Annotated in this window: 30 protein-coding genes; 2 read left to right on the top strand and 28 right to left on the bottom strand. The window is 68.7% G+C overall.

Annotated features, from left to right (window positions below; genetic code table 11):
* Positions 1 to 4 precede the first annotated feature (4 nt).
* From ACZ54P_RS23730 to ACZ54P_RS23680, 11 genes are all read right to left on the bottom strand, one after another.
* Positions 5 to 1,081 carry a serpin family protein gene (locus tag ACZ54P_RS23730; RefSeq protein WP_465463750.1) on the bottom strand — a complete coding sequence of 359 codons (1,077 nt, stop codon included), beginning with the start codon at positions 1,079 to 1,081 and terminating at the stop codon, positions 5 to 7.
* 53 nt (positions 1,082 to 1,134) lie between these two features.
* Positions 1,135 to 2,406 carry a deoxyguanosinetriphosphate triphosphohydrolase gene (locus ACZ54P_RS23725; protein WP_465463749.1) on the bottom strand — a complete coding sequence of 424 codons (1,272 nt, stop codon included), beginning with the start codon at positions 2,404 to 2,406 and terminating at the stop codon, positions 1,135 to 1,137.
* 39 nt (positions 2,407 to 2,445) lie between these two features.
* Positions 2,446 to 3,099: a YdcF family protein gene (locus tag ACZ54P_RS23720; protein ID WP_465463748.1), complete on the bottom strand. Its 654-nt coding sequence runs from the start codon at positions 3,097 to 3,099 to the stop codon at positions 2,446 to 2,448.
* A gap of 32 nt (positions 3,100 to 3,131) precedes the next feature.
* Positions 3,132 to 3,737 carry a response regulator gene (locus ACZ54P_RS23715; protein WP_465463747.1) on the bottom strand — a complete coding sequence of 202 codons (606 nt, stop codon included), beginning with the start codon at positions 3,735 to 3,737 and terminating at the stop codon, positions 3,132 to 3,134.
* A complete protein-coding gene (locus ACZ54P_RS23710) occupies positions 3,734 to 4,927 on the bottom strand; it encodes a sensor histidine kinase (RefSeq protein WP_465463746.1) in 1,194 nt (397 codons plus the stop codon). Before ACZ54P_RS23710 ends, ACZ54P_RS23715 begins: the two co-directional genes overlap by 4 nt.
* A 15-nt stretch (positions 4,928 to 4,942) precedes the next feature.
* Complete coding sequence (locus tag ACZ54P_RS23705) at positions 4,943 to 5,671, bottom strand: ABC transporter permease (RefSeq protein ID WP_465463745.1); 729 nt, start codon at positions 5,669 to 5,671, stop codon at positions 4,943 to 4,945.
* Complete coding sequence (locus ACZ54P_RS23700) at positions 5,668 to 6,591, bottom strand: ABC transporter ATP-binding protein (RefSeq protein ID WP_465463744.1); 924 nt, start codon at positions 6,589 to 6,591, stop codon at positions 5,668 to 5,670. The genes ACZ54P_RS23705 and ACZ54P_RS23700 overlap by 4 nt, the downstream gene beginning before the upstream one ends.
* 167 nt (positions 6,592 to 6,758) lie before the next feature.
* Positions 6,759 to 8,147 (bottom strand): glycine--tRNA ligase, encoded by a 1,389-nt coding sequence (locus ACZ54P_RS23695; RefSeq protein WP_465463743.1) that lies wholly within the window; start codon positions 8,145 to 8,147, stop codon positions 6,759 to 6,761.
* Positions 8,148 to 8,240: 93 nt separating this feature from the next.
* Complete coding sequence (locus ACZ54P_RS23690; RefSeq protein WP_465463742.1) at positions 8,241 to 8,903, bottom strand: class F sortase; 663 nt, start codon at positions 8,901 to 8,903, stop codon at positions 8,241 to 8,243.
* Between the two features lie 170 nt (positions 8,904 to 9,073).
* Positions 9,074 to 9,703 (bottom strand): class F sortase, encoded by a 630-nt coding sequence (locus ACZ54P_RS23685; RefSeq protein WP_465463741.1) that lies wholly within the window; start codon positions 9,701 to 9,703, stop codon positions 9,074 to 9,076.
* Positions 9,704 to 9,710: 7 nt separating this feature from the next.
* Positions 9,711 to 10,784, bottom strand: a complete 1,074-nt coding sequence (locus ACZ54P_RS23680; protein WP_465463740.1) for a hypothetical protein — start codon at positions 10,782 to 10,784, stop codon at positions 9,711 to 9,713.
* A 265-nt stretch (positions 10,785 to 11,049) separates the two neighbouring features.
* On the opposite strand from ACZ54P_RS23680, the gene ACZ54P_RS23675 reads away from it, so the two are divergent.
* Positions 11,050 to 11,433 carry an ArsR/SmtB family transcription factor gene (locus ACZ54P_RS23675; protein WP_465463739.1) on the top strand — a complete coding sequence of 128 codons (384 nt, stop codon included), beginning with the start codon at positions 11,050 to 11,052 and terminating at the stop codon, positions 11,431 to 11,433.
* A gap of 2 nt (positions 11,434 to 11,435) precedes the next feature.
* Positions 11,436 to 11,849 (top strand): Fur family transcriptional regulator, encoded by a 414-nt coding sequence (locus ACZ54P_RS23670; protein ID WP_465463738.1) that lies wholly within the window; start codon positions 11,436 to 11,438, stop codon positions 11,847 to 11,849.
* 173 nt (positions 11,850 to 12,022) lie between these two features.
* Here the strand turns inward: ACZ54P_RS23670 and ACZ54P_RS23665 are convergent, their stop codons facing one another.
* The 17 genes from ACZ54P_RS23665 to ACZ54P_RS23585 all read right to left on the bottom strand — a co-directional run bounded on the left by ACZ54P_RS23665 (position 12,023) and on the right by ACZ54P_RS23585 (position 24,159).
* Positions 12,023 to 12,748: a TIGR03943 family putative permease subunit gene (locus ACZ54P_RS23665; protein WP_465463737.1), complete on the bottom strand. Its 726-nt coding sequence runs from the start codon at positions 12,746 to 12,748 to the stop codon at positions 12,023 to 12,025.
* Positions 12,745 to 13,761, bottom strand: a complete 1,017-nt coding sequence (locus tag ACZ54P_RS23660; protein WP_465463736.1) for a permease — start codon at positions 13,759 to 13,761, stop codon at positions 12,745 to 12,747. The genes ACZ54P_RS23665 and ACZ54P_RS23660 overlap by 4 nt, the downstream gene beginning before the upstream one ends.
* 37 nt (positions 13,762 to 13,798) lie before the next feature.
* A complete protein-coding gene (locus ACZ54P_RS23655) occupies positions 13,799 to 14,221 on the bottom strand; it encodes a hypothetical protein (RefSeq protein WP_061982749.1) in 423 nt (140 codons plus the stop codon).
* On the bottom strand, positions 14,218 to 15,039 hold the full coding sequence (locus ACZ54P_RS23650) for an isoprenyl transferase (RefSeq protein WP_465463735.1): 822 nt from the start codon (positions 15,037 to 15,039) through the stop codon (positions 14,218 to 14,220). Before ACZ54P_RS23650 ends, ACZ54P_RS23655 begins: the two co-directional genes overlap by 4 nt.
* A gap of 39 nt (positions 15,040 to 15,078) precedes the next feature.
* Positions 15,079 to 15,840: a DNA repair protein RecO gene (gene recO, locus ACZ54P_RS23645; RefSeq protein ID WP_465463734.1), complete on the bottom strand. Its 762-nt coding sequence runs from the start codon at positions 15,838 to 15,840 to the stop codon at positions 15,079 to 15,081.
* A gap of 49 nt (positions 15,841 to 15,889) precedes the next feature.
* On the bottom strand, positions 15,890 to 16,327 hold the full coding sequence (locus ACZ54P_RS23640) for a CD225/dispanin family protein (RefSeq protein WP_465463733.1): 438 nt from the start codon (positions 16,325 to 16,327) through the stop codon (positions 15,890 to 15,892).
* A 28-nt stretch (positions 16,328 to 16,355) separates the two neighbouring features.
* Positions 16,356 to 16,829, bottom strand: a complete 474-nt coding sequence (locus ACZ54P_RS23635; RefSeq protein ID WP_465463732.1) for a CD225/dispanin family protein — start codon at positions 16,827 to 16,829, stop codon at positions 16,356 to 16,358.
* Between the two features lie 54 nt (positions 16,830 to 16,883).
* On the bottom strand, positions 16,884 to 17,996 hold the full coding sequence (locus tag ACZ54P_RS23630) for an RDD family protein (RefSeq protein ID WP_465463731.1): 1,113 nt from the start codon (positions 17,994 to 17,996) through the stop codon (positions 16,884 to 16,886).
* Positions 17,997 to 18,145: 149 nt separating this feature from the next.
* Entirely contained in the window at positions 18,146 to 18,598 is a 453-nt protein-coding gene (locus ACZ54P_RS23625) for a DUF2752 domain-containing protein (protein WP_465463730.1), read from the bottom strand.
* The gene (locus ACZ54P_RS23620; RefSeq protein WP_465463729.1) at positions 18,595 to 18,945 is read right to left on the bottom strand and encodes a CD225/dispanin family protein; all 351 of its coding nucleotides are present in this window, start codon (positions 18,943 to 18,945) and stop codon (positions 18,595 to 18,597) included. Before ACZ54P_RS23620 ends, ACZ54P_RS23625 begins: the two co-directional genes overlap by 4 nt.
* Positions 18,946 to 18,970: 25 nt before the next feature.
* Positions 18,971 to 19,309 (bottom strand): CD225/dispanin family protein, encoded by a 339-nt coding sequence (locus ACZ54P_RS23615; RefSeq protein WP_465463728.1) that lies wholly within the window; start codon positions 19,307 to 19,309, stop codon positions 18,971 to 18,973.
* Between the two features lie 167 nt (positions 19,310 to 19,476).
* Positions 19,477 to 20,376, bottom strand: coding sequence for a GTPase Era (gene era, locus ACZ54P_RS23610; protein ID WP_465463727.1), 900 nt, complete (start codon positions 20,374 to 20,376; stop codon positions 19,477 to 19,479).
* Positions 20,376 to 20,702: a cytidine deaminase gene (locus tag ACZ54P_RS23605; RefSeq protein WP_465463726.1), complete on the bottom strand. Its 327-nt coding sequence runs from the start codon at positions 20,700 to 20,702 to the stop codon at positions 20,376 to 20,378. Before ACZ54P_RS23605 ends, era begins: the two co-directional genes overlap by 1 nt.
* Complete coding sequence (locus ACZ54P_RS23600) at positions 20,695 to 22,047, bottom strand: hemolysin family protein (protein WP_465463725.1); 1,353 nt, start codon at positions 22,045 to 22,047, stop codon at positions 20,695 to 20,697. The genes ACZ54P_RS23605 and ACZ54P_RS23600 overlap by 8 nt, the downstream gene beginning before the upstream one ends.
* 13 nt (positions 22,048 to 22,060) lie before the next feature.
* Positions 22,061 to 22,615, bottom strand: coding sequence for an rRNA maturation RNase YbeY (gene ybeY / locus ACZ54P_RS23595; protein WP_465463724.1), 555 nt, complete (start codon positions 22,613 to 22,615; stop codon positions 22,061 to 22,063).
* On the bottom strand, positions 22,612 to 23,694 hold the full coding sequence (locus tag ACZ54P_RS23590) for a PhoH family protein (protein WP_465463723.1): 1,083 nt from the start codon (positions 23,692 to 23,694) through the stop codon (positions 22,612 to 22,614). Before ACZ54P_RS23590 ends, ybeY begins: the two co-directional genes overlap by 4 nt.
* 114 nt (positions 23,695 to 23,808) lie before the next feature.
* Positions 23,809 to 24,159: a histidine triad nucleotide-binding protein gene (locus tag ACZ54P_RS23585; protein WP_465463722.1), complete on the bottom strand. Its 351-nt coding sequence runs from the start codon at positions 24,157 to 24,159 to the stop codon at positions 23,809 to 23,811.
* Between the last annotated feature and the right edge of the window lie 147 nt (positions 24,160 to 24,306).

The following is a 24,306-nucleotide window of genomic DNA, read 5'->3' as shown; positions in this document are numbered from 1 at the left end:
ATCCTCACGGCTCGACTACGCGGGCGAGAAAGTAGATCACACCCGTCGAGGCGTGCCTCACGAGCAGAAGGAAGGGGCGATCGACGGTGACCTCGAGCGGTTCATCGACGATGAGCGACGTCAACCGCATCAGCACCGCGGTCGCGGCGGCGCCTTCGAGACCCTGTTCGTCGATGCGAAGCACGGACTGGTGGACGACCTCGGACACTTCGAGCCGGTCGTCGTCGGCGAGTCCGGTGAGATCGGCGCGTCCGGTGAACATGGTCCGCACGCCGAGTTCCTGCAGCTTCCCCGTCAGCGGACTGGCCACGTCGAGCTTCAGCTTCGGCAGCGACAGCGCGATCGTCTTGGATCGGGTGTTCTCCAGCAGCCGCGCCAGCTGGCCGGCGTCGAGTTCGGCGTCGTCGAGGTCCCCGTCCGGGAGCAGGACGACCGCCTCCACGCCGCCCTCCGCACCGAGCCGGATGGCCTGCCAGCCGTCCTCGTGGGTGTGGTCGAGCTGCTTTTCGAGCCACATGGTCGGTATCTTGCGCGTTCCGGACGGCGCGTGGAAGTCCGCGTCCGCGGTGTTGTCACGCGAGAACGGATTGGTCCACGCGGTTTTGAGATACAGCGCGTTGACGATGGCGGCGACGGTGTCCGGGGCGACCGTCCCCGGCTTCAGCAGCTCGGGGATCAGCTCGCGGGTGGCCTCGGCGACGTCGGCGTTGATCAGCCGTCGCGCGGCCTCCGGATCGTCCTTGAACGGGGCGCTGGCGACCTTGCCGCCCGGCCACGTCGCCAGTTCCTCGCGGAACGAGTCCTCGAGCGGGAGCCCGTCCCAGGCCCAGAGCGTGTTCGCGACGGCGAGTACCGGTCCGTCGTCGAGCAGTGACGAGGCTTTACCCAGCAGGTCGGCGAGTTCGTCGGGATCGCCGAGCAGGGCGATCAGCTCTTCTCTGGTCTTCCCCTTGGCGGCCTGGGTCACCAGGCCGAGCGCGCTCGCGATCGAGTACGGCGAGAAGCACGCGTTCTCCGTGCGGCTCGCCAGCACCCGGTAGAGGTCCAGACCAAACCGGAGGTGGCTTTCGACAGCGCCCATGCCGCAGACCGTACCGTGGACGGGCCCGTCCGTCTCCTGTCCGAAAGTTCCCTTCAGCCGTGCCTGCCGGTGTGCCAGGCATGCCACGCGTAGGCCTGCGCGTCCGTGAGCGACGCCACCTGGTCGACGACGACGCGCAGACGGGCCGCGTCGTCCGGCGCCGCCTCCCACGCGGGCAGGAACAGGCCGTCCAGCGCTTCCGGCGCGCGGTGACACAGCGCCCCGACCAGTTCGGCGAGCGTCTGGCGCTGGCCGTCCTGCATCGCGAGCCGCCGCCTGTCGCTCATCACGTACCGCAGCGCGAGCGCCTTGAACAGCGCGACCTCGGCCGCGACCTGCTCCGGGATGACCAGTTGCGCGGCGTAGCGGCTCAGCTGGCCCTCGCCGTGCACCTCCCGTGTCGCGCCGACGACCGCCGTCGCGAACCGGCCGACCAGCTCGCTCGTCAGCCGCTTCAGCGCGACCTGCGCCTTGAGCGATCCGTCGAGGCCGGGCTTGATGAGTTCCGCGACCACCGGCAGGTCGAGCAGTTCCTTCGCCGCACCCTCCAAAGTGGACTGGGATTGGTCCGAGAACCTCCGCGCCGCCTCGGCCACGGCGGCGCGTTCTTCCGCGTCGGCCAATACCTGCAACGAGATCCGGCCCGCCAGTACCCCGTCCTCGACGTCGTGGACCGAATACGCGACGTCGTCGGACCAGTCCATGATCTGCGCTTCCAGGCAGGTGCGCCGCTCGGGAGCGCCGTCACGGACCCACGCGAACACCTCGGCGTCGTCGGCGTACACGCCGTACTTCGGGTTGCCCTCTTCACGCGGCCACGGGTACTTCGTCGCGGCGTCGAGGCAGGCGCGGGTGAGGTTCAGCCCGCCGACCAACCCGCCTTCGAGCAGGACCTTGGGCTCCAGCCTGGTCAGAATCCGCAGCGTCTGCGCGTTGCCCTCGAAACCGCCGCACGGCCGCGCGACCTCGTCCAGCGCGCGTTCGCCGTTGTGCCCGAACGGCGGATGCCCGATGTCGTGCGCGAGCCCGGCGGTGTCCACCAGGTCCGGATCGGCGCCCAGCTCGTCCGCGATCCCCCTGCCGATCTGGGCGACCTCCAGCGAATGGGTCAGCCGGGTGCGCGGCACGCCGCTGACCTCGGCGCCTTCACCCGGACCGACCACTTGGGTCTTGCCTGCCAGCCGCCGCAGCGCGGCCGAGTGCAGCACCCGCGCCCGGTCACGGGCGAAGGCGTTCCGCCCGTCCTTGGCGCCTTCCAGCGCCGCGCCCTTGGGCCGCTCGGGCAGCAGGCGCGCGGTGTCGGCCTGGGTGTAGGTGTCGCTCACCAGCCAAGCTTAAGCGCGGTCACCGACACCTATCGGGTGTCAGACCTCGCCGGTGCCGAACAGCGCGTCCGCCGGGGACTTCGTGAGCCGGTAATACAGCAGCGCGCCGGTCTCGCGGACGATGTAGCGCGCCTGCGTCTCGCGGGTCTGCACGATCGGGCCGCGATGGGTGGGTGAGGTCCAGGTCTCCAGCCCGAGGTCGTCGGCCATCACCCGGGCGCGGAAGGAATGCCACGGGTCGCTGACCAGCACGGCGGTCTTCCAGCCCCGGTTACGCACCTGCTCGGCGACCGCCCGCAGGCTGCGCAGGGTGTCACTGCCTTCACCCACCGGAAGGGTCGCCGACTCGGGGACACCGCGTTTGCGCAGCCACCGCGCGCCCGCGTCGGCCTCGGTGTAGTTGTCGTCGGCCTTCTTGCCGCCCGCGGTGACGATCGTCTTGGCGACACCCTGGTCGTAGAGCGTCTTCGCCTTGGCCAGCCGCGCCTCGAAGATGCCCGACGGCCTGCCGTTGTACTGGGCGGCACCGAGCACCACGATGACGTCGGCCCGGTCGCGCACGTCGTCCCGCGCGACCTGCCAGACCCGGAACGCCGTCCCGCCGATCACCGCGAAGACGATCAGCAGCACCCCCGCCACGATCCGGCGTACCCGGTTCGCGCGAGTGGGTTTCGTCCGTTCGGCGGTACTCACGGTGGTGATTCTCGCAGAGGCGGGAGTGGATCTCAGAGCCAGCCGCGTTCTTCCGCGAGCCGCACCGCCTCGGCCCGCGTCCTGGCCCCGGTCTTGCCCATCGCGGCCGAAAGATGGTTGCGCACGGTGCCGTCGGAAAGGTGCAGCACCTTGGCGATGTCGGCCACCGTGCTGCCGTCCTTCGCCGCGGTGAGGACGTCGTGCTCGCGTCCGGTGAGCGGGCTCGCGCCGGTGGCGAGGGATTCGGCGGCGAGCGCGGGATCGACCACCCGGAGTCCACTGTGGACTCTGCGGACGGCGTCGACGAGTTGCTCCGGAGGGGCGTCCTTGACCACGAACCCGGCGGCGCCCGCCGTCATCGCGCGCGCGAGGTACCCGGGTCTGCCGAAGGTCGTGCAGATGATGATCCGGCACGACGGCAGCGCGCGGTGCAGCTCGGCGGCGGCTTCGAGGCCGTCCTTGCCCGGCATCTGGACGTCGAGCAGCGCGACGTCCGGGGCCGTTTCCTTCGCCAGCTGGAGCACTTCGTCGCCCGAGCCCGCCTGGGCGACCACTTCGATGTCGGTTTCGAGGCCGAGCACGGTGGCCAGCGCCCCGCGCACCATCGCCTGGTCATCGGCGAGCAGGACCCGGATCACGCACACTCTCCAGCTGTTTCGGTGAACGACGCACGCGGATCTCTCACCACGGCGGTGGCCGGTACCTCGGCCCGGACCAGCCATCCTCCTCCTGGCCGAGGGGAGGCCTCCAGCGTCCCTCCGACGGCCTCCAGCCGTTCGGTGAGCCCGTGCAGGCCGTTGCCCGCCGGGGCATCGACGGCCTGCCCGTCGTCCTCGATCTCCAGCCATCGCTCACCGAAGCGGACTTTGACCCGCTTCGCCTCGGAATGCCGGAGCACATTCGTGACCGCTTCCCGCAGCACATATCCGAAAGTGCGCTGCAGGCCCGGTTCGACGTTGTCCACCGCGTGCGGCAGATCGCCGTCGATCTCGGCCGCCCGCAGCGCCGCCCGCGCCCCGGCGAGCTCCGCCGAAAGCGACACCTCGCGGTACTCCGAGACCGTGGCGCGGATATCCGACAACGCACTGCGGGTCAGGCCTTCGACCTCGCGGATCTCCTCCAGCGCGCGATCGTCCTTGCCGCTCTCCAGCATCCGGCGGGCGAGCCCGGCCTTCACCGTGATGGTGGTGAGGCTGTGGCCGAGGATGTCGTGCAGGTCCCGCGCCAGGCGCTCGCGTTCACCCGCCACCGCCAGCGTGGCGATCTCCCGGTTCGCCGCCTCCAGTTTCCGCACCGCGCGGACCAGGTTCGCCATGAAGAACATGGCGAACGTGACCGCGGTGATCGTCACGAGGTCACCGATTTCCGGCAGCCCGGTGCTGAGGCTGGCGGCCAGGACCGACAACAGTGCCGAGCCGCTGAAGATCACCGCCCACCCCGGCGGCAGCGTGAAGGCCACCGTCGCGGTGGCATAGACCAGGACGTAGGGGTTGGTCCCCATCAGGAAGGTCAGCGCGAGCCCGATGAGCAGGATCACGCCCGAGAAGGCGAAGTTCATCCACCGGCGGGACGGCCGCAGAAAGAACGGGAAGAGCAGATAGCAGGCGCTGTAGCAGATCAGCAGCCCGAGGCTCACCGCTTTCTCGGCGGTCAGGCCCGTCCTGGCCAGGTCGATCCCGGCCGGAACGAGCAGCGGCAGGACGAACGCGAGGAGGAACACGACGCGGCGCACCGGGCGCCGCTCCCCGCCGGCGCGCGGCGGCATGTCCGCCCACCAGTTCTCACGGCTGGTCAAGCCCGTCTTGACCCTGCCCGGGTAATCGTTCACCGGTTCACCCATTCCTCAGACCCGCGCACTGTCCTTACGGTAACGCCTGATCACCAGCGCCCCGAGGACCGCGGTCCACGCCGCCAGCACACCGAGCGCGGCCGGGAGGCTCACCGTGAGATGGTCGGTGACGACCGGGCGGACCAGCTGGATCAGCCAGTACGTCGGCGTCACCTGGGCGAGGTCGGCCATCCAGGACGGCATCCCGTCGATCGGGATCCACAGCCCGCCGAGGAAGCCCATCCCCATCGTGACGACCATGGACACCGGCTGCATCGAATCCGGCGTGGCGACCTGCCCCAGCAGCAGACCGAGCAACACCAGCGGGAGCGCGCCGATCCAGATGCCGAGCACCAGCCGCAACCAGCCGGAGGCGTCGAGGTGGACGCCCTCGACCAGGACGCCGATCAGCGGCACGACGAGCAGCGCCGGAAGGGCGACGAGCATCGCCGAGAGCCCCTTGCCACCGAGGTAGCCCGCGCCGGTCAGCGGGGTCAGGCGCAGCTGCCGCTGCCAGCCCGTGGACCGTTCGATGGCCAGCTTCGCGCCGCTCGTCATCGCGGCGGAGAAGGTGCCGAAGGCCATCATGTTGACCATGATCACTCCGGCGATGTGCCCGTCGGCCGCACCGAAAACGTTGACCTGCAACAAGAACATCAGCACCGGGAACGCGATCGCGAAGAGCACGAACCGGGTGGAGCGGAAGGTGCGGACGATCTCGGTCTTGAGATAGGTCGGGTTCATCGGACGGGTTCCTCGGTGCTTTCGGCGGTCAGGGAAAGGAAGGCGCCTTCGAGGCCGACGGCGCTGATCTCGATGTCGTGCGCTTCGGGCACCTGGGTCAGCAAGGCCCGGAGCGTGGTGTCGGAATCGGAACTGGAGATGGCGACGCGGCCGCCCCGCAGTTCGAACCCGGTGACCGCGGGCAGTGCCGCGATCACCGGGTCCGCCGTCGCGGGCACGGCCGCGCGGACCGTGCGTCCCCCGGCCAGCGCACGGACCTGCGCGACCGAACCGTCCGCGACGATCCGCCCCGACCGCATCAGCACGACACGGTCGGCGAACTCTTCGGCCTCTTCGAGATAGTGGGTGGCGAACAGGACCGTGCGACCGGAGTCCGTGTACTCGTACATGGACTTCCAGAACTCGCGGCGCGTGCCGACGTCCATCGCGGCCGTGGGCTCGTCGAGGATCAGCAGGTCCGGGTCGCTCACCAGCGCGACGGCGAACCGCACGCGCTGCTTCTGCCCACCGGAAAGCCTGGTGGACCGCCGGTTCGCGAGGTCTTCGACCCCGGCGCGACGCAGCGCTTCCCGGACGGGCATCGGCTCGCGGTGCAGCGCGGCGACCATGCCGACGGTCTCGGCGACGGTGAGATCCTCGACGAGCGCGCCGCCCTGCAGCATCGCGCCGATCATCCCGTCGCCGACCGCTTCGCCCGGCTCGCGCCCGAAGACGGTCACGGTGCCGCTGTTGGGCACGGTGAGCCCGAGGATCATGTCGACCGTGGTGGATTTTCCGGCGCCGTTGGGGCCGAGGAGGGCGACCACCTCGCCCGGCGCGATCGTGAGGTCCACGCCGTCGACGGCGTGGACTTCCCCGTAATGCTTACGCAGTCCGGAAAGCCGGACCGCCGCCCCCGTGGTGATGTCTTGTTCTCGCATACCCCGAGCTTGGCGTGCCCGGGGCTCGCGGCCTTGGGCCGCGCGTCACGACCTGGGGGTGACAGTTGTCAGGGGTGGTTCCGACCGCTCCCCCCCCAACGCCATGAAAGGTCCTTTCCTTGCGAAATTTGCAAGGAAAGGACCTTTCATGGCGTTTGCCGAGGGTGTCAGCAGCCGATCAGACGCCCCGCGAGGTAAGCCTCGAGCTTGTCGATCGCGACCCGCTCCTGCGCCATGGTGTCGCGCTCCCGCACGGTCACCGCGAGGTCGTCGAGCGTGTCGAAGTCGACGGTGACGCAGAACGGCGTCCCGATCTCTTCCTGGCGCCGGTAGCGCTTGCCGATCGAGCCGGCGTCGTCGAAGTCGACGTTCCAGTGCTTACGCAGCATCGCCGCGACGTCGCGCGCCTTCGGCGTGAGATCGGCGTTGCGGGACAACGGAAGCACGGCGACCTTGAACGGCGCGAGCCGGTAGTCCAGCTTCAGCACGGCGCGCTTGTCGACGCCGCCCTTGGCGTTGGGGACCTCGTCCTCGTGGTACGCGTCGACCAGGAACGCCATCATCGACCGGCCGACACCGGCCGCGGGCTCGATGACGAACGGGCGGAACCGCTGCTTCGAAGCCTGGTCGAAGAACGACAGGTCCACGCCCGAGTGGTTCGAGTGCGTCGTCAGGTCGTAGTCGGTGCGGTTCGCGATGCCCTCGAGCTCGCCCCACTCCTGGCCCGCGTTGAACGCGAAGCGGTACTCGATGTCGACGGTGCGCTTCGAGTAGTGGGAGAGCTTTTCCTTGGGGTGCTCGTAGAGACGCAGGTTCTCCGGCTTGATGCCGAGGTCCTTGTACCACTCGGTGCGCGCGTCGATCCAGTACTGGTGCCAGGTCTCGTCCTCACCCGGCTCGACGAAGAACTCCATCTCCATCTGCTCGAACTCACGCGTGCGGAAGATGAAGTTGCCCGGCGTGATCTCGTTCCGGAACGACTTGCCGATCTGGCCGATGCCGAACGGCGGCTTCTTCCGCGCGGTGGTCTGCACGTTGAGGAAGTTGATGAAGATGCCCTGCGCGGTCTCCGGGCGGAGGTAGTGCACGCCTTCCTCGGACTCGACCGGGCCGAGGTAGGTCTTGAGCATCATGTTGAAGTCACGCGGCGCGGTGTACTCGCCGCGGTTGCCGCAGTTCGGGCACGGGACCTCGGACAGGTCGTCCTCGGTCACCTCCTTGCCCGTACGCGCGGAGAAGTCCTCGGCCAGCTGGTCGGCGCGGAACCGCTTGTGGCAGGACAGACATTCGATCAGCGGGTCGGTGAAGACGTCGAGGTGACCCGACGCGACCCAGACCTGGCGCGGCAGGATCACCGAGGAGTCGAGGCCGACGACGTCGTCGCGGCTCTGCACGACGGTCTTCCACCACTGGCGCTTGATGTTGTCCTTGAGCTCGACACCGAGCGGACCGTAGTCCCACGCCGATTTGGTACCGCCGTAGATCTCTCCACACGGGAAAACGAAGCCTCGACGCTTGCACAGGCTGACGACGGTCTCAATGGTGTTGGCGGGCACTCCACGCTCCGAAGCATGCGGGGACGGGTATCGGACTAGAACGACAAGACTAACCGCCCGTCCCCGCACGACCTCCGGCGAGGTTGGAACGGGTCAGGGCCGGCTGACCAAGGACGCCGTGACGATGCGGTTGTCCTCGTAGCCGTCGGTCCCGCCGACGTACTCACCACCACAGGTGACCAGCACCAGCCGATGCGGACCGTCGGGTCCGAACAGCTTCTCCGCCTGCTCGGCCAGCTTCGTCTTGTGCACGGTGACGACCTCGCCGATCTGGTAGACCCATTTGCCGCCGTCGGTGTCGACGACACTGACCTCCTGGCCGGTCTTGAGCCGCCACAGTTCGTCGAACGGGCCCTTCTTGCCCTTCCAGTTCACATGCCCGGAAAGCAGCGAAGCACCCTGGTCTGCGCCCAGTTTCGAGCCCCACCAGGTGGCTTCGTCGAGACCCTCGGGGATGGGGAGGGTCCCGTCGGCGGTCAGTTCCTTGCGAATCAGTTTCGCCGTGCCGCCACCGGGCAGTTTCACCGTGCCGGGCGCCTGGCCCTTGTCGACCGGGACCTCCGGCGCCTGCATCGCGGACGTACCCGCCTGGCCCTCGGCGGCCGCGTTCACCGGGTCACCCTTTCCGGTGAACAAGACCACCGCGACCACGGCCGCCACCACGAAGATCGCGGCGCAGGCGAGGATCCAACCCGGGCCGGAGCGTTTCTTCGGCTGCTTCCCGCTCGCCGCACCGTCGTCGAACTGTCCCACCATCGGGTATTTCTCCTTGCTCGCTTCAAGCCGCCGGAGCGGCCGGTGTCGCTAGACACGCGACGCGAGCGGAGGTGGGTTGCACCCACTTCCCGCATTTCGTCCTCTAAACGCGGTAGTTGCACGCGCAAGGACCGCAATTAGAGGACGAAATGCGCGGGGTCGGGCAGGGCTCAGGCGGGTGGACCGGTGACGGGGGTGGCGACGACGATCCGGTTGTCCCGGTAGCCGTCCGTCCCGCCGAGGTAGTCGCCGCCGCAGGTGACGAGCACCAGCCGGTGCGGCCCGCTCTGCGCGAACAGCTTCGCCGCCTGCGCGGGCAGCTCGTCCTTGTGCACGGTGACGATTTCGCGCACGCGGTAGACCCAGATCCCGCCCGCCGCGTCGCTGACGGCCACCTCCTGGCCGTCCCGCATCCGCCACAGCTCGTCGAACGGCCCTTTGGCACCGCCCCAGTTGACGTGCCCGGAGATCAGCGCCGTCCCGGATTCGGCACCGAGCCGCGCACCCCACCAGGCCGCGTCCCGGAGACCGCGCGGGATCGGGAGGACGCCGTCGGAGTTGACCTCTGAGCGGACGAGTCGCGCCGTTCCGCCTTCGGGCAGCCGGATGGTGCCGGGCCGCTGCCCGCGCGTCGAACTGTCGGCGGGCAAGGCCAGCGGGGCCCCGTCCTCCCCCGGGACGACCGCGGGTTCGGCGAACGAGACCGGCTGCTCCGGCGGGATCCAGGTCAGCACGATCACGCCCGCTGAGATGGCGAGCGCGGACACGACGGCGGAGAGTCCCGCCAGCCAGTTCCGCACGGGACCGCTACTTCTCCCGCACCGGAACGGGGTCGCGACGGCGGTAGAGCAGCATGGCCGCCGCGCCGAGCACGATGCCGCCGCCGAGCAGCCCGAGCCCCACCACGGTCCGCGTCGGGTCGGCGGTCTGCGGCGGGACGCCGCCCGCGGGCACCGTTCCCGGCACCGACGGCTGCTCGGGCGCCGCGCCCGGCCCGGTACCACCGGCGGGCTTCGCGACGAAGTTCTTCGGGATCGAGCAGCTCACGCCGCCGAGCACGATCGTCGCGCGGGCCTCGCGCAGGTCCTTGCCCTCCGCGTCGCGCACGTGCGTGACGATCTCCAGTTTCCAGCCCGCGGCGGCGGTGACGTCGCCGCCGCGCCAGCCGTCCTGCCGGATCAGCTGGTCGAAGGCGGTCACCCGGGACACGGTCAGGTCGGAGACGGTCTTCTCCTTGCTGACCTTCTCGGCCTGGACGGTCGACACCGGTCCGAGCTTGAGTCCCTTGATGTCGACCCCCGAAGCGCCGGCCGGCTTCAGCGCGCCGTTCTCGTCGCGCACCCAGATCTTCGACACGCTCGTCGACGACGTCGGCTTGCTCGGCGACGAGCAGTCGACGGCGCTCTTCGCGCCTTCGAGCACCAGCACGGTGTTGTCGGCGGGCTTCGCGCCGCCGCGTCCGTTGTCGATCAGGGCGTAGTTGCTCTCCGCGACCGCCGTCGGGACGGTGGTCTGCTGCAGCGCGGCGAGCACGTTGTGGTCGCGGCTGGCGATACCGCTCGGGTACGGGTTCGCGGACGAGCCGTAGCGGCCGAGGTTGACGTCCCAGTTGCCGCCGAAGGTCTTGCGTTCACCTTCGTCACGGGGGACGACGGTGCGATCCGGGGAGAGCTTCGACTGGCCGGGGGTCAGCGGCGACCGCTGGGTCTCGGTGATCAGCGAACCCGAGTTCCCGATCCGCGCGGACGCCACGTTCGCGAACGACACGGGTCCGGTCTTCTCATCGACGGCCTGCGTCGTCTGCGCCGAGGCGAGCCCCGGAACCGACGCCAAAGCGAAGGACGCCGTCACGGCGGCCAGCTTCGTCACGAAACGAGTCATGTCTCCCCACTGCCTCTCCGGGCCCTGCGAGCGCGGTCGTCAGCGTACGAGAAGCGACGAAACGCTCCGCGACAACCTTGCACCGTCAGCGACCACATGCGAAGCGGAATGGTCATTTCTTTGCGAAGTCACCCGATTGGAGCAGTAACACCGCCGCCGAGTGGTCGCCCGGTCGGCGAACAGACCACTTGAGGCGGGAACACTAAGATGGGGTGCACTGTTACTGGCAATGACTTCGGAAATCATGATGCACTTGGAGGCGGCGATGGCTACGGTGACCCCGGACTCGGCCGCCCCGGGCTTCACGGAAGACCCCGGACCGCATTCGGCCGCCCGTCCGCCCGCCGAGCCCGCCGCGTCGGCGTCGGCCGCCGCCCTCGCGGACGCCGGTGACCTGCTCAGAGCACTCGCCGCCCCCGTCCGCATCGCCATCGTCCTGCAGCTGCGCAGCGCCGACCGGTGCGTGCACGAACTGGTGGACACCCTCGACGTCGCGCAACCGCTGATCAGCCAGCACCTGCGGGTGCTGAAGACCGCGGGCGTCGTCCAGGGCGAGCGACGGGGCCGTGAGGTGGTGTACCGGCTGGTCGACGATCACCTTGCGCATATCGTGGTGGACGCCGTAGCCCACGTTCAGGAGGGGAAGTGAGCATGAGTCCCACGACGGCCAACGGTCCCGCGCCGGTGCCGGGTCGCCGGTCGACGAAACAGCGGGCCGCCGTAGTCGAGCTGCTCAAGGAGATCGACGACTTCCGTTCCGCCCAGGAACTGCACGACGAGCTGCGCAAACGCGGCGACGGAATCGGGCTCACCACGGTGTACCGGACGCTGCAGTCGCTGTCCGAAGCCGGCGAGATCGACACCCTGCGCACCGACACCGGCGAGGCCATCTACCGGCGCTGCTCGTCGCACCACCACCATCACCTGGTGTGCCGTCTCTGCGGTAGCACCGTCGAGGTCGAGGGACCGGCGGTCGAGCGCTGGGCCGAGAAGATCGCTTCGGAGCACGGCTTCTCCGACATCAGCCACACCGTGGAGATCGTCGGCACCTGCTCGAACCACTGACGCCCGTGCAAGGAAGGGGCCTTTCATCGCGAATTTCGCGATGAAAGGCCCCTTCCTTGCGTCTGCGACGCAGCGCGGCCAGACCGACCTGAGGGCAGCAGGACCGACGCGCCTCGCGAAGTGTCACTCCAACCACCGGCTCGCTCCGGCGAAGGGGCCCACGGCGCAAGCGCTCAGTACTCGTACTGGTCCTTCGGCGCCGGCACCTGCCGCACCGAAGTGAGCGTCAAGTCCGGCATGTAGCTGTTCTCCCGCACCGCCGTGCCCGGCACCACCGTCCCGGTCACCTCCAGCCAGGTGTCGTTGGCGAAGCCCGAAACGCCGTCGCCCACCAGCCGCACGGTGATCGGGTAGGCGTCGGCCGCGCAGCAGCCGATGACCAGCCTGGCCAGCATCGTGTTGCCTTCGTTGTGCACGACGAATCCGGACAGCCGCACCGTGCGCCCGTTCAGGGTCCCGCTCTTGTCCCAGCCCGCGCGGCTGACGAACTCGTTGACCTCCAACGGCACCACGTCTCCGGCGGGTAGCGGTGGGAAGGCGGCCGCGTTGCCGGCCGAGGCGCTTTGCGGCGCCCTGGCTTCGGTCCGGGTCACCGAGTCGGCGCCCAGCGCGGGCGGCGCGACCAGGAAGACGGCCAGCACCGGGACCATCAGCAGCCACGCCGAACGCGTGTTGTGGTCGTGCGCGTGGACGTCGCCGGAGACAACGGCGGCGGCGCGCGCGGCGAGCAGGTCGCGGACGATCGCGACCGCGCCCAGCGTGACCATCACCGCGCCGCCCGCGATGATCCACGGCTGCTGCGCGGGTTTGACGTAGCGCAGGTAGTCGCCGTTGATGGTGATCTTGAGCAGCGCCCCGCCGAGCAGGATCAGCAGGATGTTCTGGGTCTCGCGTTTCACGCGCCACCTCCGAGGATCAGCACGCCGGAGACCACGGCGCAGGACAACGCGACGACGAACGTCACCGGCGCGAAGCGCAGCGCGAAGGATTTGCCGAAGGTACCGGTCTGCAGGGCGAACAGTTTCACGTCGATCGCGGGACCGACCACCAGGAACACCAGTTTCGGCAGCAGGGGCATCGCGGTCAGCGACGCGGCGACGAAGGCGTCGGCCTCACTGCACAAGGCCAGCACGACGGCGAGCACGGCCATCACCAGGATCCCGAGCACGATCTGCTCCCCGAGCACACCGAACCATTTGGCGGGCACGAGCACGTTCATCGCGGCGGCGATCATCGCGCCGAGCACGAGGAATCCGCCCGCCTCGACCAGATCCGCCCGCGCCGTCTCGGCGAAGGTCTTCCAGCGCGAACCGTGCTGGACCTCCGGAAGACGCCGCAAAGCGCGCTCCGCGATCCACTCGAGCTTGCCCCACTTCGCCCACAGCCAGCCCATCACCATCGCCGTGGCGAGCGAACCGGCGAACCGGGCGAACACCATCTCCGGGTTCCCGGGGAACGCCACCGCCGTCGCGACCAGCACCACCGGGTTCACCGCGGGCGCGGCCAGCAGGAACGTCAGCGCGGCCGCGGGTGCCACACCCTGGCCGATCAGCCTGCGCGCCACCGGCACCGAGGCGCATTCACAGCCCGGCAGGGCGACCCCGGCCAGACCCGCGACGCCGACCGCCGCGCCCGCGCGCCGCGGCAGCACCTTCTCCAGCACGCGCGCGGGTACGAACGCCGCGATCGCGCCGCTGATCAGCACCCCGAGCACCAGGAACGGCAGTGCCTGCACGCACACGGCGACGAACACCGTCGAGCCGGTCCGCAGCGCGGGCACGTCGAACACCTGCTGGAGCCAGCTCTGCCCGAGGATCGCGATCAGCAGGATCGCGCAGAGCACTTCGATCGAAGTGATCTTGAACCGCCGGACCGGCTTCTGCTCCGGGGCGCTCGTGGAAATGGTTTCCATGCGCGAGATGATGCCAGGTGACCCTGTGTTCCCGAGGTCAGTCCCCGGAGGTCGTGCCCAGAAGATCGCTGCGCAGCTGCGAAGCCGTCGAGACGACCAGCATGAGCAACGTCCCCAGCGGCGAGGCTTCCATCCCTTCGGCCGGGAAGGCGTACCGCAGGGTGATGTCGATCCCCTTCTCCGAGCGCACGACGCCGAGCGTGCCGAACAGGCCCTGACCGGCGCGTTCCGCCGCCGAGGCCGCGATCGCCGGGTCGTCCGGCAGATCCCAGGCGACGACGCAGGTCAGGCTCAGCACGGTCAGCCCTTCGGCCAGCCGGGTCGCCTGGATGACGCAGGGGACGTCCGCGTGCGAGAAGGTCAGCGCGCCGTCGTCGTCGACGTGGACTTCGAGATAGCGCTCGAGGGCTTCCCGTGCCGACGTCAGCAAGGCCGCCGTGTCCGCCGCTTCGGTGGTCATGAGGTTCCTTCCGAAGCTTTGTCGATGGCGCCGCCGAAGCGGCGGTCCCGTTTCGCGAATTCGAGGCACGCCCGCCACAGGTGGGTGCGGTCGAAGTCCGGGAAGAGTGTGTCCTGGTAAACCATCTCGGCGTAGGCCGATTGCCAGAGCAGGAAGTTCGACGTCCGCTGCTCCCCCGACGGCCGCAGGAACAGGTCCACGTCCGGCATGTCGGGCTGGTACAGGTACTTCCCGATGGTCTTCTCGGTGACCTTGTCCGGGTTCAGTTTCCCGTCGGCCACGTCCTGGGCGATGCGGCGCATGGCGTCGCCCAGTTCGGCGCGACCGCCGTAGTTGACGCACATGGTCATGTTCAGCGCCGTGTTGTGCTTGGTCTTCTCCTCGGCGACCTGGAGTTCCTTGATCACGCTCGCCCACAGCTTGGGACGACGCCCTGCCCAGCGGATGCGGACACCGATCGAGCCGAGGTAGTCGACCTGACGGCGGATGGTGTCGCGGTTGAAGCCCATCAGGAAACGGACCTCTTCCGGGCTCCGCTTCCAGTTCTCGGTGGAGAACGCGTACACCGACAGCCATTTGACGCCGAGTTCCACGGCACCGCTGGCGACGTCGATCATCACCGCTTCGCCGCGCTTGTGGCCTTCGATCCTCGGCAGGCCACGCTGGTTGGCCCAGCGGCCGTTGCCGTCCATCACCAGCGCCACATGCTTCGGGAGGAGGTCCTTCGGGATCTCCGGCGGCCGGGCACCGGACGGATGCGGCTCCGGCGCGCGAAGTTCGAATTGTGACGCCTTGTTCTCGCGTCCCCTGCGCAGCACCTTCGAGCCTCCTGATCGAGTGAACCTGTGCCTGCGACCCTACTGCGCTCCGGTGGTGCTCTCCCGCGCACGCCTCTCCACCAGCGGCAGCGACCGCAATTGACGCTCCAGATGCCATTGCAGATGCGCCGCGACCAGGCCGGACGCGTCCCGCCGCGGCACCGGCAGCGCCGCTTCGGCCACCGGCCACTCCCCGTGCAGGAGCGCCGCGAGCAGGGTCAGCACCTCCTGGGAGGGGTGGACACAGCCGGGGACCCGGCAATCCGGGCACATCGAACCGCCCGCCGACACACTGAAGGCCTTGTGCGGTCCCGGCAGGCCGCAGCGGGCGCATTCGGTGATCGCGGGCGCCCATCCCGCGTAGGCCATGGCCCGCAGGAAGAAGGCGTCGAGGACGAGGGAACTGTCGCGTTCGCCGCCGGCGAGGGCCCGAAGTGCGCCGACGACGAGCATGTAGAGCTTGAGTACCGGTTCGCCCTCTTCGGCGGACAACCGGTCGGCCGTCTCGGCGATGGCGCTCGCCGCGGTGTAGCGCTGATAATCGGCCACCAGCGGCGACGCGAAGGCGTCGACCGTCTCGACCTGGGTGATCACGTCGAGGGAACGGCCGGTGTAGAACTGGACGTCGACGTGCCCGAACGGCTCCAAACGCGCTCCGAAGCGCGACGACGTCCGACGCACGCCTTTCGCGACCGCACGCACCTTGCCGTGCCGCCGCGTGAGCAGGGTGATGATCCGGTCGGCCTCACCGAGCTTGTGCGTCCGCAACACCACTCCGGTGTCGCGATAGAGGTTCACCACCCCGACATCGTCCCATCCGGGACCGACATCGGGGTGGTGTGCCCCGGAATCAGCAGTAGCTGCCGTAGCAGCTGTAGGTCGCCGTCGAAGCCGCGACGATCGAGATGATGATCATCACGATGGCGAAGGCGCAGCCGACACCACCGATGATCGACGCGATCATGCACATGGTCCTCGTCGACCTCGACGCGTCCGCGGCGGCGGCGTAGTTGCCCTGCATCTTGTAGGTGTTGACCTCGTTGGACTTCATGATCGCGAAGATCGCGATGATCCAGCAGAGGAAGATGCAGCCGATCGCCCAGCCCTTGTAGTCCTTGATGGCGTTGATGTCGCCGCCACCGCCGGGCATGCCGCCCGGCGCACCGTAGGGGGACGGCTGACCGTACGGGGCGGGCTGGCCGTAGGGAGCGGGCATGCCGCCGGACGGGGGTCCATAGCCAGGCTGCTGCTGACCGTAGGGCTGCTGCTGGCCGTAAGGGTTCGTCATCTAAAAGGTCCTCGTTGTTGTTTCGGGGTTAGAACGCCGTCGCGATGCCCACGATGATCCAGAGAAGGGACAAGAGGCAGCCGACGCCACCGATGATCGACGCGATCATGCACATGGTCTTCGTCGACTTCGACGCGTCCATGGCGGCGGCGTAGTTGCCCTGCATCTTGTAGGTGTTGACCTCGTTGGACTTCATGATCGCGAAGATCGCGACGATCCAGCAGAGGAAGATGCAGCCGATCGCCCAGCCCTTGTAGTCGGGGATCGAGTTGATGTCCCCGCCGCCGGGCATGCCGCCCGGAGCACCGTAGGGCGCGGGCTGGCCGTACGGCGACGGCTGACCGTAAGGCGCCGGCTGGCCATACGGCATGGGGTTCGCCCCCGAAGGCTGGCCGTACGGTGCGGGCGTGGCGCCGGACGGAGGTCCGTAGCCGGGCTGAGGCTGCTGGCCATAAGGCTGCTGCTGGCCGTAGCCGGGCTGCTGACCGTACGGGTTCGTCATCGGGTTCCCCACTTTTGTCGTGCTTCCCGGCGGGTGGATCCCGCCGGTCATTTCTTACTGTTGCGGCGTTCCGGGCCCGTTCGGCCCGTCCGCGCCGGGCAGCTGCTGCCTCAGCTGTTCCGGCGTGATCTTCTGCGTCGGCTCGGCCTCGTCGAACGCGGACGGCGCCTGCTGGGACTGACCGGGGCGGAGCACCTGGGTGGGCTCGGACTCGCCGAAGCCCGGTTCGGTCGGGGACTCCGAGGACGGCGTCGCGATTCCCTGCGGCTGCTGCCCGAACGGCTGCGACTGCGGTGCGGACTGCTGACCGAACGGCGACGGCTGCTGCGGCTGACCGAAGGCACCCGACGGGGCCTGCTGAGGCTGACCGAACGGCGACGGCTGCGCGGGGAACGGCGACGACTGCGGAGCGGGGAACCCGGACTGGCCGCCGAACTGCTGCTGCGCGCCGGGAGCCTCGGCGTCGGCGGGGAGCACGATCGTGCCGACGATCTTGTCCGCGAAGGTCTGCCGCTTCAGGTCCCACAGCGGCCACCAGTAGCCGAGACCGAAGAGGAAGTTGTCGAAGAAGTGGCAGAACTCGCGGGCGATCGTCATCCCGATGCCGAGCGGCTCGCCAGTGGTTTGCTTGACAAGCTTGATCTTCAGGAACCGCTTGCCGAGCGACTGCCCGGTCGTGCCCATCAGGATCCACCGGTTCCAGATGGTGAAACCGATGAAGACGATTCCGGCGATGCCCAGCGCGATGCTGGCTTCGGACTTGGTCACCAGGTAGTAGATCCCGCCGATCAGGTAGACCAGGAGGATCGGGCTGAAGTCGAGCAGCATCGCGGCGAGCCGCTTGCCCCAGTGCGCATACGCGTGCGAAGGCAGGGCGTACGGCGAAGCCTGGCCAAAAGGCGCCTGCCCGTACGGCGGCGGCTGCTGACCGAACGGCGGCTGGCCGGGCTGCTGGCCGAAGGGTGACTGCTGTTGCTGCGGCTGCTGGCCGAACGGGGATTGCTGGGCCTGCTGGGCCTGCTGGGACTGGGCCTGCTGGCCGAACGGCGAGGACTGCTGTTCGGCGGGCGCCTGCTGCCCGAACGGCGAAGGCTGCTCCCCCGGCGGAGGCCCGAACCCGGACGGCGGCTGGTGTCCCGGCGGCTGCTGGCCGTAGGGAGTGGTCATCGAAATCCCCTCGCTGGTTCATCGCCCCCTGGCGCACGGGGCCCTCGTGCGGCGACCCGGCCTGAATCTACGGCATGGGTACACACCGAGCAGACCGGTGCGCGGGAGCGTACTCGGTGCCACCGACGATCCGGGCCTCGGCCCGTCACTCAGACGTAGAGCGAGGTGAACGGGGCGAAGGGCAGGTTACGGATGACGAACCAGACGACGAACACGACGCCGAACGCGAGCGGCGTCCAGCGCCAGTGCAGCCAGCTGTCCACCGGCCTGCCGCGAAGCCTGCCGATCGTCCAGGCGACCGTGCTCCAGACGAGCAGCAGAACGACCACAAAGGACACCGCGTTGTAGTGCAGCGCGGCGGGGATGTCCCCGTGCAGCGCGCTGTAGACCATGCGCATGCCACCGCAGCCGGGGCAGGCGATGCCCAGCAGTGATTTGGTGGGGCAGACCGGAAGCGGCCCGCCCGGAGTGGTGGGATCGCCCAGCCACAGTGCGACGCAGCCGAGCCCGGCGCCGGCCGCGATGGCCAGCGGCGGCCCCAGCGCGCGGGCCTTTGCCTTGAACCCGCGCGCCGGGAATCCCGTGTAGACGGACGTCGTCACGGTGTGAGGCTTCCCGCCGACGCGCCGATGATGATCATCACCACGACGAAGATGATGTAGAGCAGGAAAAGTCCGCCGGTGGCGATCGCTCCCCACATCGACCATTTCTTCGCGTCGTCGGCGGCCTTCTGGGCTTCGGCGTAGAAGCCCTGAGACCACAACGTTTGCACCTGGCTCGACTTCACGATCGCCACGATACCCAGCGGCAAGCAGCACAACACCGTGCAGAGAATGGCCCACACGAGGTTGTTGTCCGGCGGCGGGCCGTAGTTCGGCATGCCACCGTAATAAGGCTGCTGCGGCGGAGGCCCGCCCGGAGGCGGGTAGTTCGGGTACTGGTCGGTCATGAGGTCTCCCCCTCTATCGCCGCTGTCAGCGGTAGTTGTTCGGGTCGACGGACGCCGCGAAGACACCGAGGACGAGGAGAAGAACGTAGAGGATGGCGAGCACGGCACCGACGATCGCGGCGATGATCGACCACTTCTTGGCGGCGTTGGCCGCTTCCTGCGCGGCGGCCGGCTGGCCCTGCGCCCAAAGGGTGTTCACCTGGTTCGCCTTGACGATCGCGACGATACCGAAGGGCAGGCAGCACAGGATCGTGGTGAGGATGGCCCACACCAGGTTGTTGTTGGGCGGCGGGCCGGGGTTGTTGAAGCCGCCCCCGCCCTGAGGGTCGCCGGAGTAGTTGGGCAGGCCCTGGTTGTCGGTCATTTACCGCTTTCCCTTCACGAATGATGATCTGCAGATCGACCCGCACGCCGCCGCCCGATCAGCGATCAGCGGAGTCGAGGAGTGAGACTCTAAGGTCACCCGTCCGGTTCCACACCATCAACCGGTCTCCGCGATCGAATCGAGACATACCGTTCAGGCAAAAGCAGTCAGAAACCCAGCCGTCGCAACTGACGGGGGTCGCGCTGCCACTCTTTGGCCACCTTGATGTGCAGGTCGAGGTAGACCTTCGAACCGAGGAGCCCCTCGATCTGCTGGCGGGCGCGGGCGCCGACGTCCTTCAGGCGTTCACCCTTGTGCCCGAGGATGATGCCCTTCTGGCTCGGTCGTTCCACATAGAGGAACGCGTGGACGTCGATCATGTCGTCTCTGCCCTCGTGCGGCAGCATTTCCTCGACGGTGACGGCGATCGAGTGCGGAAGTTCGTCACGGACGCCTTCCAGCGCGGCCTCGCGGATCAGCTCGGCGACCAGGATTTGCTCCGGCTCGTCGGTGAGTTCGCCGCCCGGATACAGTTGCGGGCCTTCGGGAAGGTGCCGCACCAGCAGGTCCGTGAGCGCGCCGACCTGAAAACCGTCCACAGCGGACACCGGGATGAGTTCGGCGAACTCCATGACCTCCTGCAGGGCGAGCAGTTGCTCGGCGACCTGTTCGGGTTTCACGAGGTCCGTCTTGGTCACGATGCCGATCACCGGGGTGCGTTGCGCGATCTTCTTGAGTTCGGCGGCGATGTACCGGTCACCGGGACCGACTTTTTCGTTGGCGGGCACGCAAAGCCCGACAACGTCCACTTCGGACCAGGTGGAGTGGACGATGTCGTTGAGCCGCTCGCCCAGCAGCGTCCTCGGCCGGTGCAGCCCCGGTGTGTCGATGATCACCAGCTGGGCGTCGTCGCGGTGCACGATGCCGCGGATGGCGTGCCGGGTGGTCTGCGGTTTGCTGGAGGTGATCGCCACCTTGCTGCCGACGAGCGCGTTGGTCAGCGTCGACTTGCCCGCGTTCGGCCGCCCGACGAAACAGGCGAAGCCTGAGCGATGCGGTGCGGCCATCAGTTCAGCACCTTGCCGCTGGGATCGACCAGGTGGATCGGGGCGTGCTCGGCGATGTCCCGCACCGCCTGAACCGAAGCGCCCTTCAGCAGACCCTCGGGTGTGACCACGACGGCGGCCTCGATTCCTTCCGCCCCACTCGAAACGGCGGCCGCGACGGCGGCCTGCAGCGCGGTGAGCTTGAAGGACGGCTGATCGACCGTGCTCGCCGCGTAGGTGCGGCCGTCGGTGTCGCGGAGCGCGGCGCCTTCGGCGGCCTGGGTGCGGGCTCGCGCGGACCTGGCCAAAGTCACCAGCTTCTCGTCCTCGGCGTCCAGCTCAGGCATGTTCGACACTCCTGTCACTTTCATCGGGCTGCGGGATCCGGGTGCGGCGCCTGCCTTGCGCCGCGTCGGTCACCGCGTCCGCGTCGGCGGGGTGGACGACCACCGTGGTGATCCGCATCCGCCCGCGCCGGTCCTTACCGCCTTCGGCGAACAGCCGAAGTCCGGCGACCTCGGCTTCGGCCCCCGGCAGCGGGACCCTACCGAGTCGCTCGGCGAGCAGCCCGCCCACGGTCTCCACGTCATGGTCTTCGAGGTCGATTCCGAACAGTTCGCCCAGGTCGTCGACCGAAAGCCGGGACGAGACGCGGACCGCGCCGCTGTCGAGCTCCTCGACCTCGGGGCGTTCGTCGGTGTCGGATTCGTCGGTGATCTCGCCGACGATCTCCTCGAGGATGTCCTCGATGGTGAGCAGGCCCGCGGTGCCGCCGTACTCGTCGACCGCGATCGCCATGTGGTTGTGCGAGACCTGCATCTCCTTGAGCAGTTCGTCGAGCCGCTTCGAGTCCGGCACGAAACCCGCCGGGTTCATCAGCTCTTCGACCTGGCGTTGCTGGCCGCCCTCGGCCATGTACGCCTGCATGAGGTCCTTGATGTTGACCACGCCCGCGATGTCGTCGACGGATTCGCCGATCACCGGCAGCCGGGTGAACCCGGTCCGCAGGGCCAGCGCGAGCGCCTGGCGCACGGTCTTCTCGTGCTCGATCCACACGATCTCCGTCCGCGGCACCATGACCTCGCGCGCGACGGTGTCGCCGAGCTCGAACACCGAGTGGATCATCTCGCGTTCGGATTCCTCGACGACGCCGCGTTCCTGGGCGAGGTCGACCAGTTCCCGCAGTTCGACTTCGGAGGTGAACGGGCCTTCGCGGAAGCCTCGGCCGGGGGTGATGGCGTTACCGAGGACGATCAGCAGTTTGCTGAGCGGACCGAGCACCGTGCCGAGGACGCGGACGGGCCCCGCGACGACCAGGCCGATCCGGTACGGATGCTGACGGCCGAGGGTGCGCGGGCCGACGCCGATGAGCACGTAGCTCACCACGACCATCACGGCCGCGGCGACGACGATGGCGAGCCACAGCGGCCGGACCCAGCCGAGGATGTCGACGGTGACCAGCACGGTGGCGGTCAGCTCGCAGGTCATCCGCAGCAGCAGGATCAGGTTGATGTGGCGGCGGCGTTCGGCGATGACCAGCGCGAGCTGGCGCGCGCCCGGCCTGCCCATCCGGACGAGGCCGTCGGCGCGGGCCTTGGAGACGGTGCTGACCGCGGCGTCGGCCGCGGCGAACACCCCGGCGAGCAGGATCAGCGCGATGGCGATGATCAGCAGTGCCGCGGGACTACCCATGTCTGCGAGCCGCCTAGGCGGGAGGTTCGTCGGCGGGCACGGTGTCGAGACCGGCGGTGCCGAGGAGCCGGTCGTCCGCGGTGCGCTGCGCGTCGCGCCGGTTCACCGCGGCCACGGCCGCCTGGAACTCACCGAGGATCCGCTTCTGCAGACCGAACATCTCCCGTTCCTCGGCGGGTTCGGCGTGGTCGTAGCCGAGCAGGTGCAGCACGCCGTGGGTGGTGAGCAGGTGCAGCTCGTCGATCAGCGCGTGCCCGGCCGTCTTGGCCTGGTCCTTGGCGAACGCCGGGCAGAGCACGATGTCGCCGAGCAGCGCAGGCGACGCGTCGGGCGCGTCCGGGCGGCGCGACGAGTCGAGCTCGTCCATCGGGAAGGCCATCACGTCGGTGGGACCGGGCAGGTCCATCCAGCGTTCGTGCAGGTCCTCCATCACCTCGAGGGTGACGAGCAGGATGGACAGCTCGGCGAGCGGGCTGACCTCCATCTTGTCGAGCGCGAAGCGGGCGGCCGACACGATCGAGCTCTCGTCGACGTTCACGCCCGATTCGTTGGCGATCTCGATGCTCATGAACGCCGCTGACCTTTCCAGCCGTTGCCCTTGTCCTGGCTGTCCTGCAGTGCCTGCCACTTCTCGTACGCGTCGACGATGTCGCCGACGAGCCTGTGCCGCACCACGTCCTGGCTGGTGAGCTGGGCGAAGTGCAGGTCGTCGACGCCTTCGAGGATGTCCCGGACCACCCGCAGGCCACTCTTCTGGCCGGTGGGGAGGTCGACCTGGGTGACGTCGCCGGTGACGACGATCTTGGCGCCGAACCCGAGCCGGGTGAGGAACATCTTCATCTGTTCCGGCGTGGTGTTCTGCGCCTCGTCGAGGATGATGAAGGCGTCGTTGAGAGTGCGGCCGCGCATGTACGCGAGCGGCGCGATCTCGATGGTGCCCGCCTGCATCAGCCGGGGGATCGACTCGGGCTCGACCATGTCGTGCAGCGCGTCGTAAAGCGGGCGCAGGTACGGGTCGATCTTCTCGTTGAGCGTGCCCGGCAGGTAACCGAGACGCTCACCGGCTTCGACCGCGGGCCGGGTCAGCACGATGCGCGTGACCTGCTTCGCCTGCAGCGCCTGGACGGCCTTGGCCATGGCGAGGTACGTCTTGCCGGTACCGGCGGGGCCGATGCCGAAGACGATCGTGTGCTTGTCGATGGCGTCGACGTAGCGCTTCTGGTTGAGCGTCTTGGGCCGGATCGTCTTGCCGCGCCGGGAGATGATGTTCATGCTCAGCACTTCGGCCGGTGACTCGTGGTCACCGGTGGAGAGCATGCCGACGGTGCGGCGGACGGTGGCCGGGTCGACCTGCTGGCCACGGCCGGCGAGCGTCACGAGTTCGGCGAAGACACGCTCGGCGAAGGCGACGTCGGCGGGTGCCCCGGTCAGGGTGACCTCGTTGCCCCGGACGTGGACGTCGGCGGCGAGGAGTTCCTCGACGACCCGGAGGTTTTCGTCCCTCGAGCCGAGCAGGCTGAGCGCGGCGGCTTCGGGGATGGGGAATCGGGACTGGGCCGCTTCGGTGACGGTGGCCTCGTCGGCCTTCGCTGTGACGTCCAGGGGGACGTCGGGGCGGGCGGCTTCACCCGGTACGGTTCCGGCCACGTGGCCTCGGGCCTACTTCCTGCGCTTACGCTGCGATTTTCAACGACACTGACAAGGTCGATGCTACTGGTTGCGGGTGGCGGCACGCAGTTCGGTTTCTCCCGGCAGTGCGGTTCAGCGCCCGAAATGGCCCAGCTGCTCGCCACCGAGTACGTGCGCGTGCACGTGGAAGACGGTCTGCCCGGCGTCACCGTCGGTGTTGAACACCACCCGGTAGCCGGATTCGGCGATCCCTTCGAGCTCGGCGACCTTCTTGGCGGTGGCCGCGACGTCGGCGAGAAGCTGTGGTTCGGCGGCGGCCAGCTCGGCCAGGTTCCGGTACCGCTTCTTCGGCACCACGAGCACGTGGACCCGCGCCTGCGGCGCTATGTCACGGAACGCGTACGTGGTCGCGTCCTCGTACACCTTCTCGGACAGGATCTCGCCCGCGATGATCCGCTCGAACAACGTCTCCGCGTCACTCATTCCCCCACCCTAACGCCCACCCACGCCCCCGCCCCGCAGTAGTCGTGGGGGGGGGAGGCGGGGGGGGAACAGAACGACCACCCCCGACACCCCCACCCCCGGGCCCCCCCCCCCCCAAGCAAGGGAGGCCAAGACCAAAGACGCCCC

Source organism: Amycolatopsis sp. NPDC034160, assembly GCF_055575355.1.
The sequence above is the reverse complement of the archived record's forward strand: the minus strand, read 5'-3'. Positions and strand labels throughout refer to the sequence as shown.

Excerpts from the sequence above, each read along its gene's own strand:
- ACZ54P_RS23730 (WP_465463750.1), bottom strand. The coding sequence starts at position 1,081 with ATGGGCGCTGTCGAAAGCCACCTCCGGTTTGGTCTGGACCTCTACCGG.
- ACZ54P_RS23705 (WP_465463745.1), bottom strand. The coding sequence starts at position 5,671 with ATGAACCCGACCTATCTCAAGACCGAGATCGTCCGCACCTTCCGCTCC.
- ACZ54P_RS23700 (WP_465463744.1), bottom strand. The coding sequence starts at position 6,591 with ATGCGAGAACAAGACATCACCACGGGGGCGGCGGTCCGGCTTTCCGGA.
- ACZ54P_RS23690 (WP_465463742.1), bottom strand. The coding sequence starts at position 8,903 with ATGGTGGGACAGTTCGACGACGGTGCGGCGAGCGGGAAGCAGCCGAAG.
- ACZ54P_RS23680 (WP_465463740.1), bottom strand. The coding sequence starts at position 10,784 with ATGACTCGTTTCGTGACGAAGCTGGCCGCCGTGACGGCGTCCTTCGCT.
- ACZ54P_RS23675 (WP_465463739.1), top strand. The coding sequence starts at position 11,050 with ATGGCTACGGTGACCCCGGACTCGGCCGCCCCGGGCTTCACGGAAGAC.
- ACZ54P_RS23670 (WP_465463738.1), top strand. The coding sequence starts at position 11,436 with ATGAGTCCCACGACGGCCAACGGTCCCGCGCCGGTGCCGGGTCGCCGG.
- ACZ54P_RS23660 (WP_465463736.1), bottom strand. The coding sequence starts at position 13,761 with ATGGAAACCATTTCCACGAGCGCCCCGGAGCAGAAGCCGGTCCGGCGG.
- ACZ54P_RS23655 (WP_061982749.1), bottom strand. The coding sequence starts at position 14,221 with ATGACCACCGAAGCGGCGGACACGGCGGCCTTGCTGACGTCGGCACGG.
- ACZ54P_RS23640 (WP_465463733.1), bottom strand. The coding sequence starts at position 16,327 with ATGACGAACCCTTACGGCCAGCAGCAGCCCTACGGTCAGCAGCAGCCT.
- ACZ54P_RS23635 (WP_465463732.1), bottom strand. The coding sequence starts at position 16,829 with ATGACGAACCCGTACGGTCAGCAGCCCGGCTACGGCCAGCAGCAGCCT.
- ACZ54P_RS23630 (WP_465463731.1), bottom strand. The coding sequence starts at position 17,996 with ATGACCACTCCCTACGGCCAGCAGCCGCCGGGACACCAGCCGCCGTCC.
- ACZ54P_RS23620 (WP_465463729.1), bottom strand. The coding sequence starts at position 18,945 with ATGACCGACCAGTACCCGAACTACCCGCCTCCGGGCGGGCCTCCGCCG.
- ACZ54P_RS23615 (WP_465463728.1), bottom strand. The coding sequence starts at position 19,309 with ATGACCGACAACCAGGGCCTGCCCAACTACTCCGGCGACCCTCAGGGC.
- era (WP_465463727.1), bottom strand. The coding sequence starts at position 20,376 with ATGGCCGCACCGCATCGCTCAGGCTTCGCCTGTTTCGTCGGGCGGCCG.
- ACZ54P_RS23605 (WP_465463726.1), bottom strand. The coding sequence starts at position 20,702 with ATGCCTGAGCTGGACGCCGAGGACGAGAAGCTGGTGACTTTGGCCAGG.
- ACZ54P_RS23600 (WP_465463725.1), bottom strand. The coding sequence starts at position 22,047 with ATGGGTAGTCCCGCGGCACTGCTGATCATCGCCATCGCGCTGATCCTG.
- ybeY (WP_465463724.1), bottom strand. The coding sequence starts at position 22,615 with ATGAGCATCGAGATCGCCAACGAATCGGGCGTGAACGTCGACGAGAGC.
- ACZ54P_RS23585 (WP_465463722.1), bottom strand. The coding sequence starts at position 24,159 with ATGAGTGACGCGGAGACGTTGTTCGAGCGGATCATCGCGGGCGAGATC.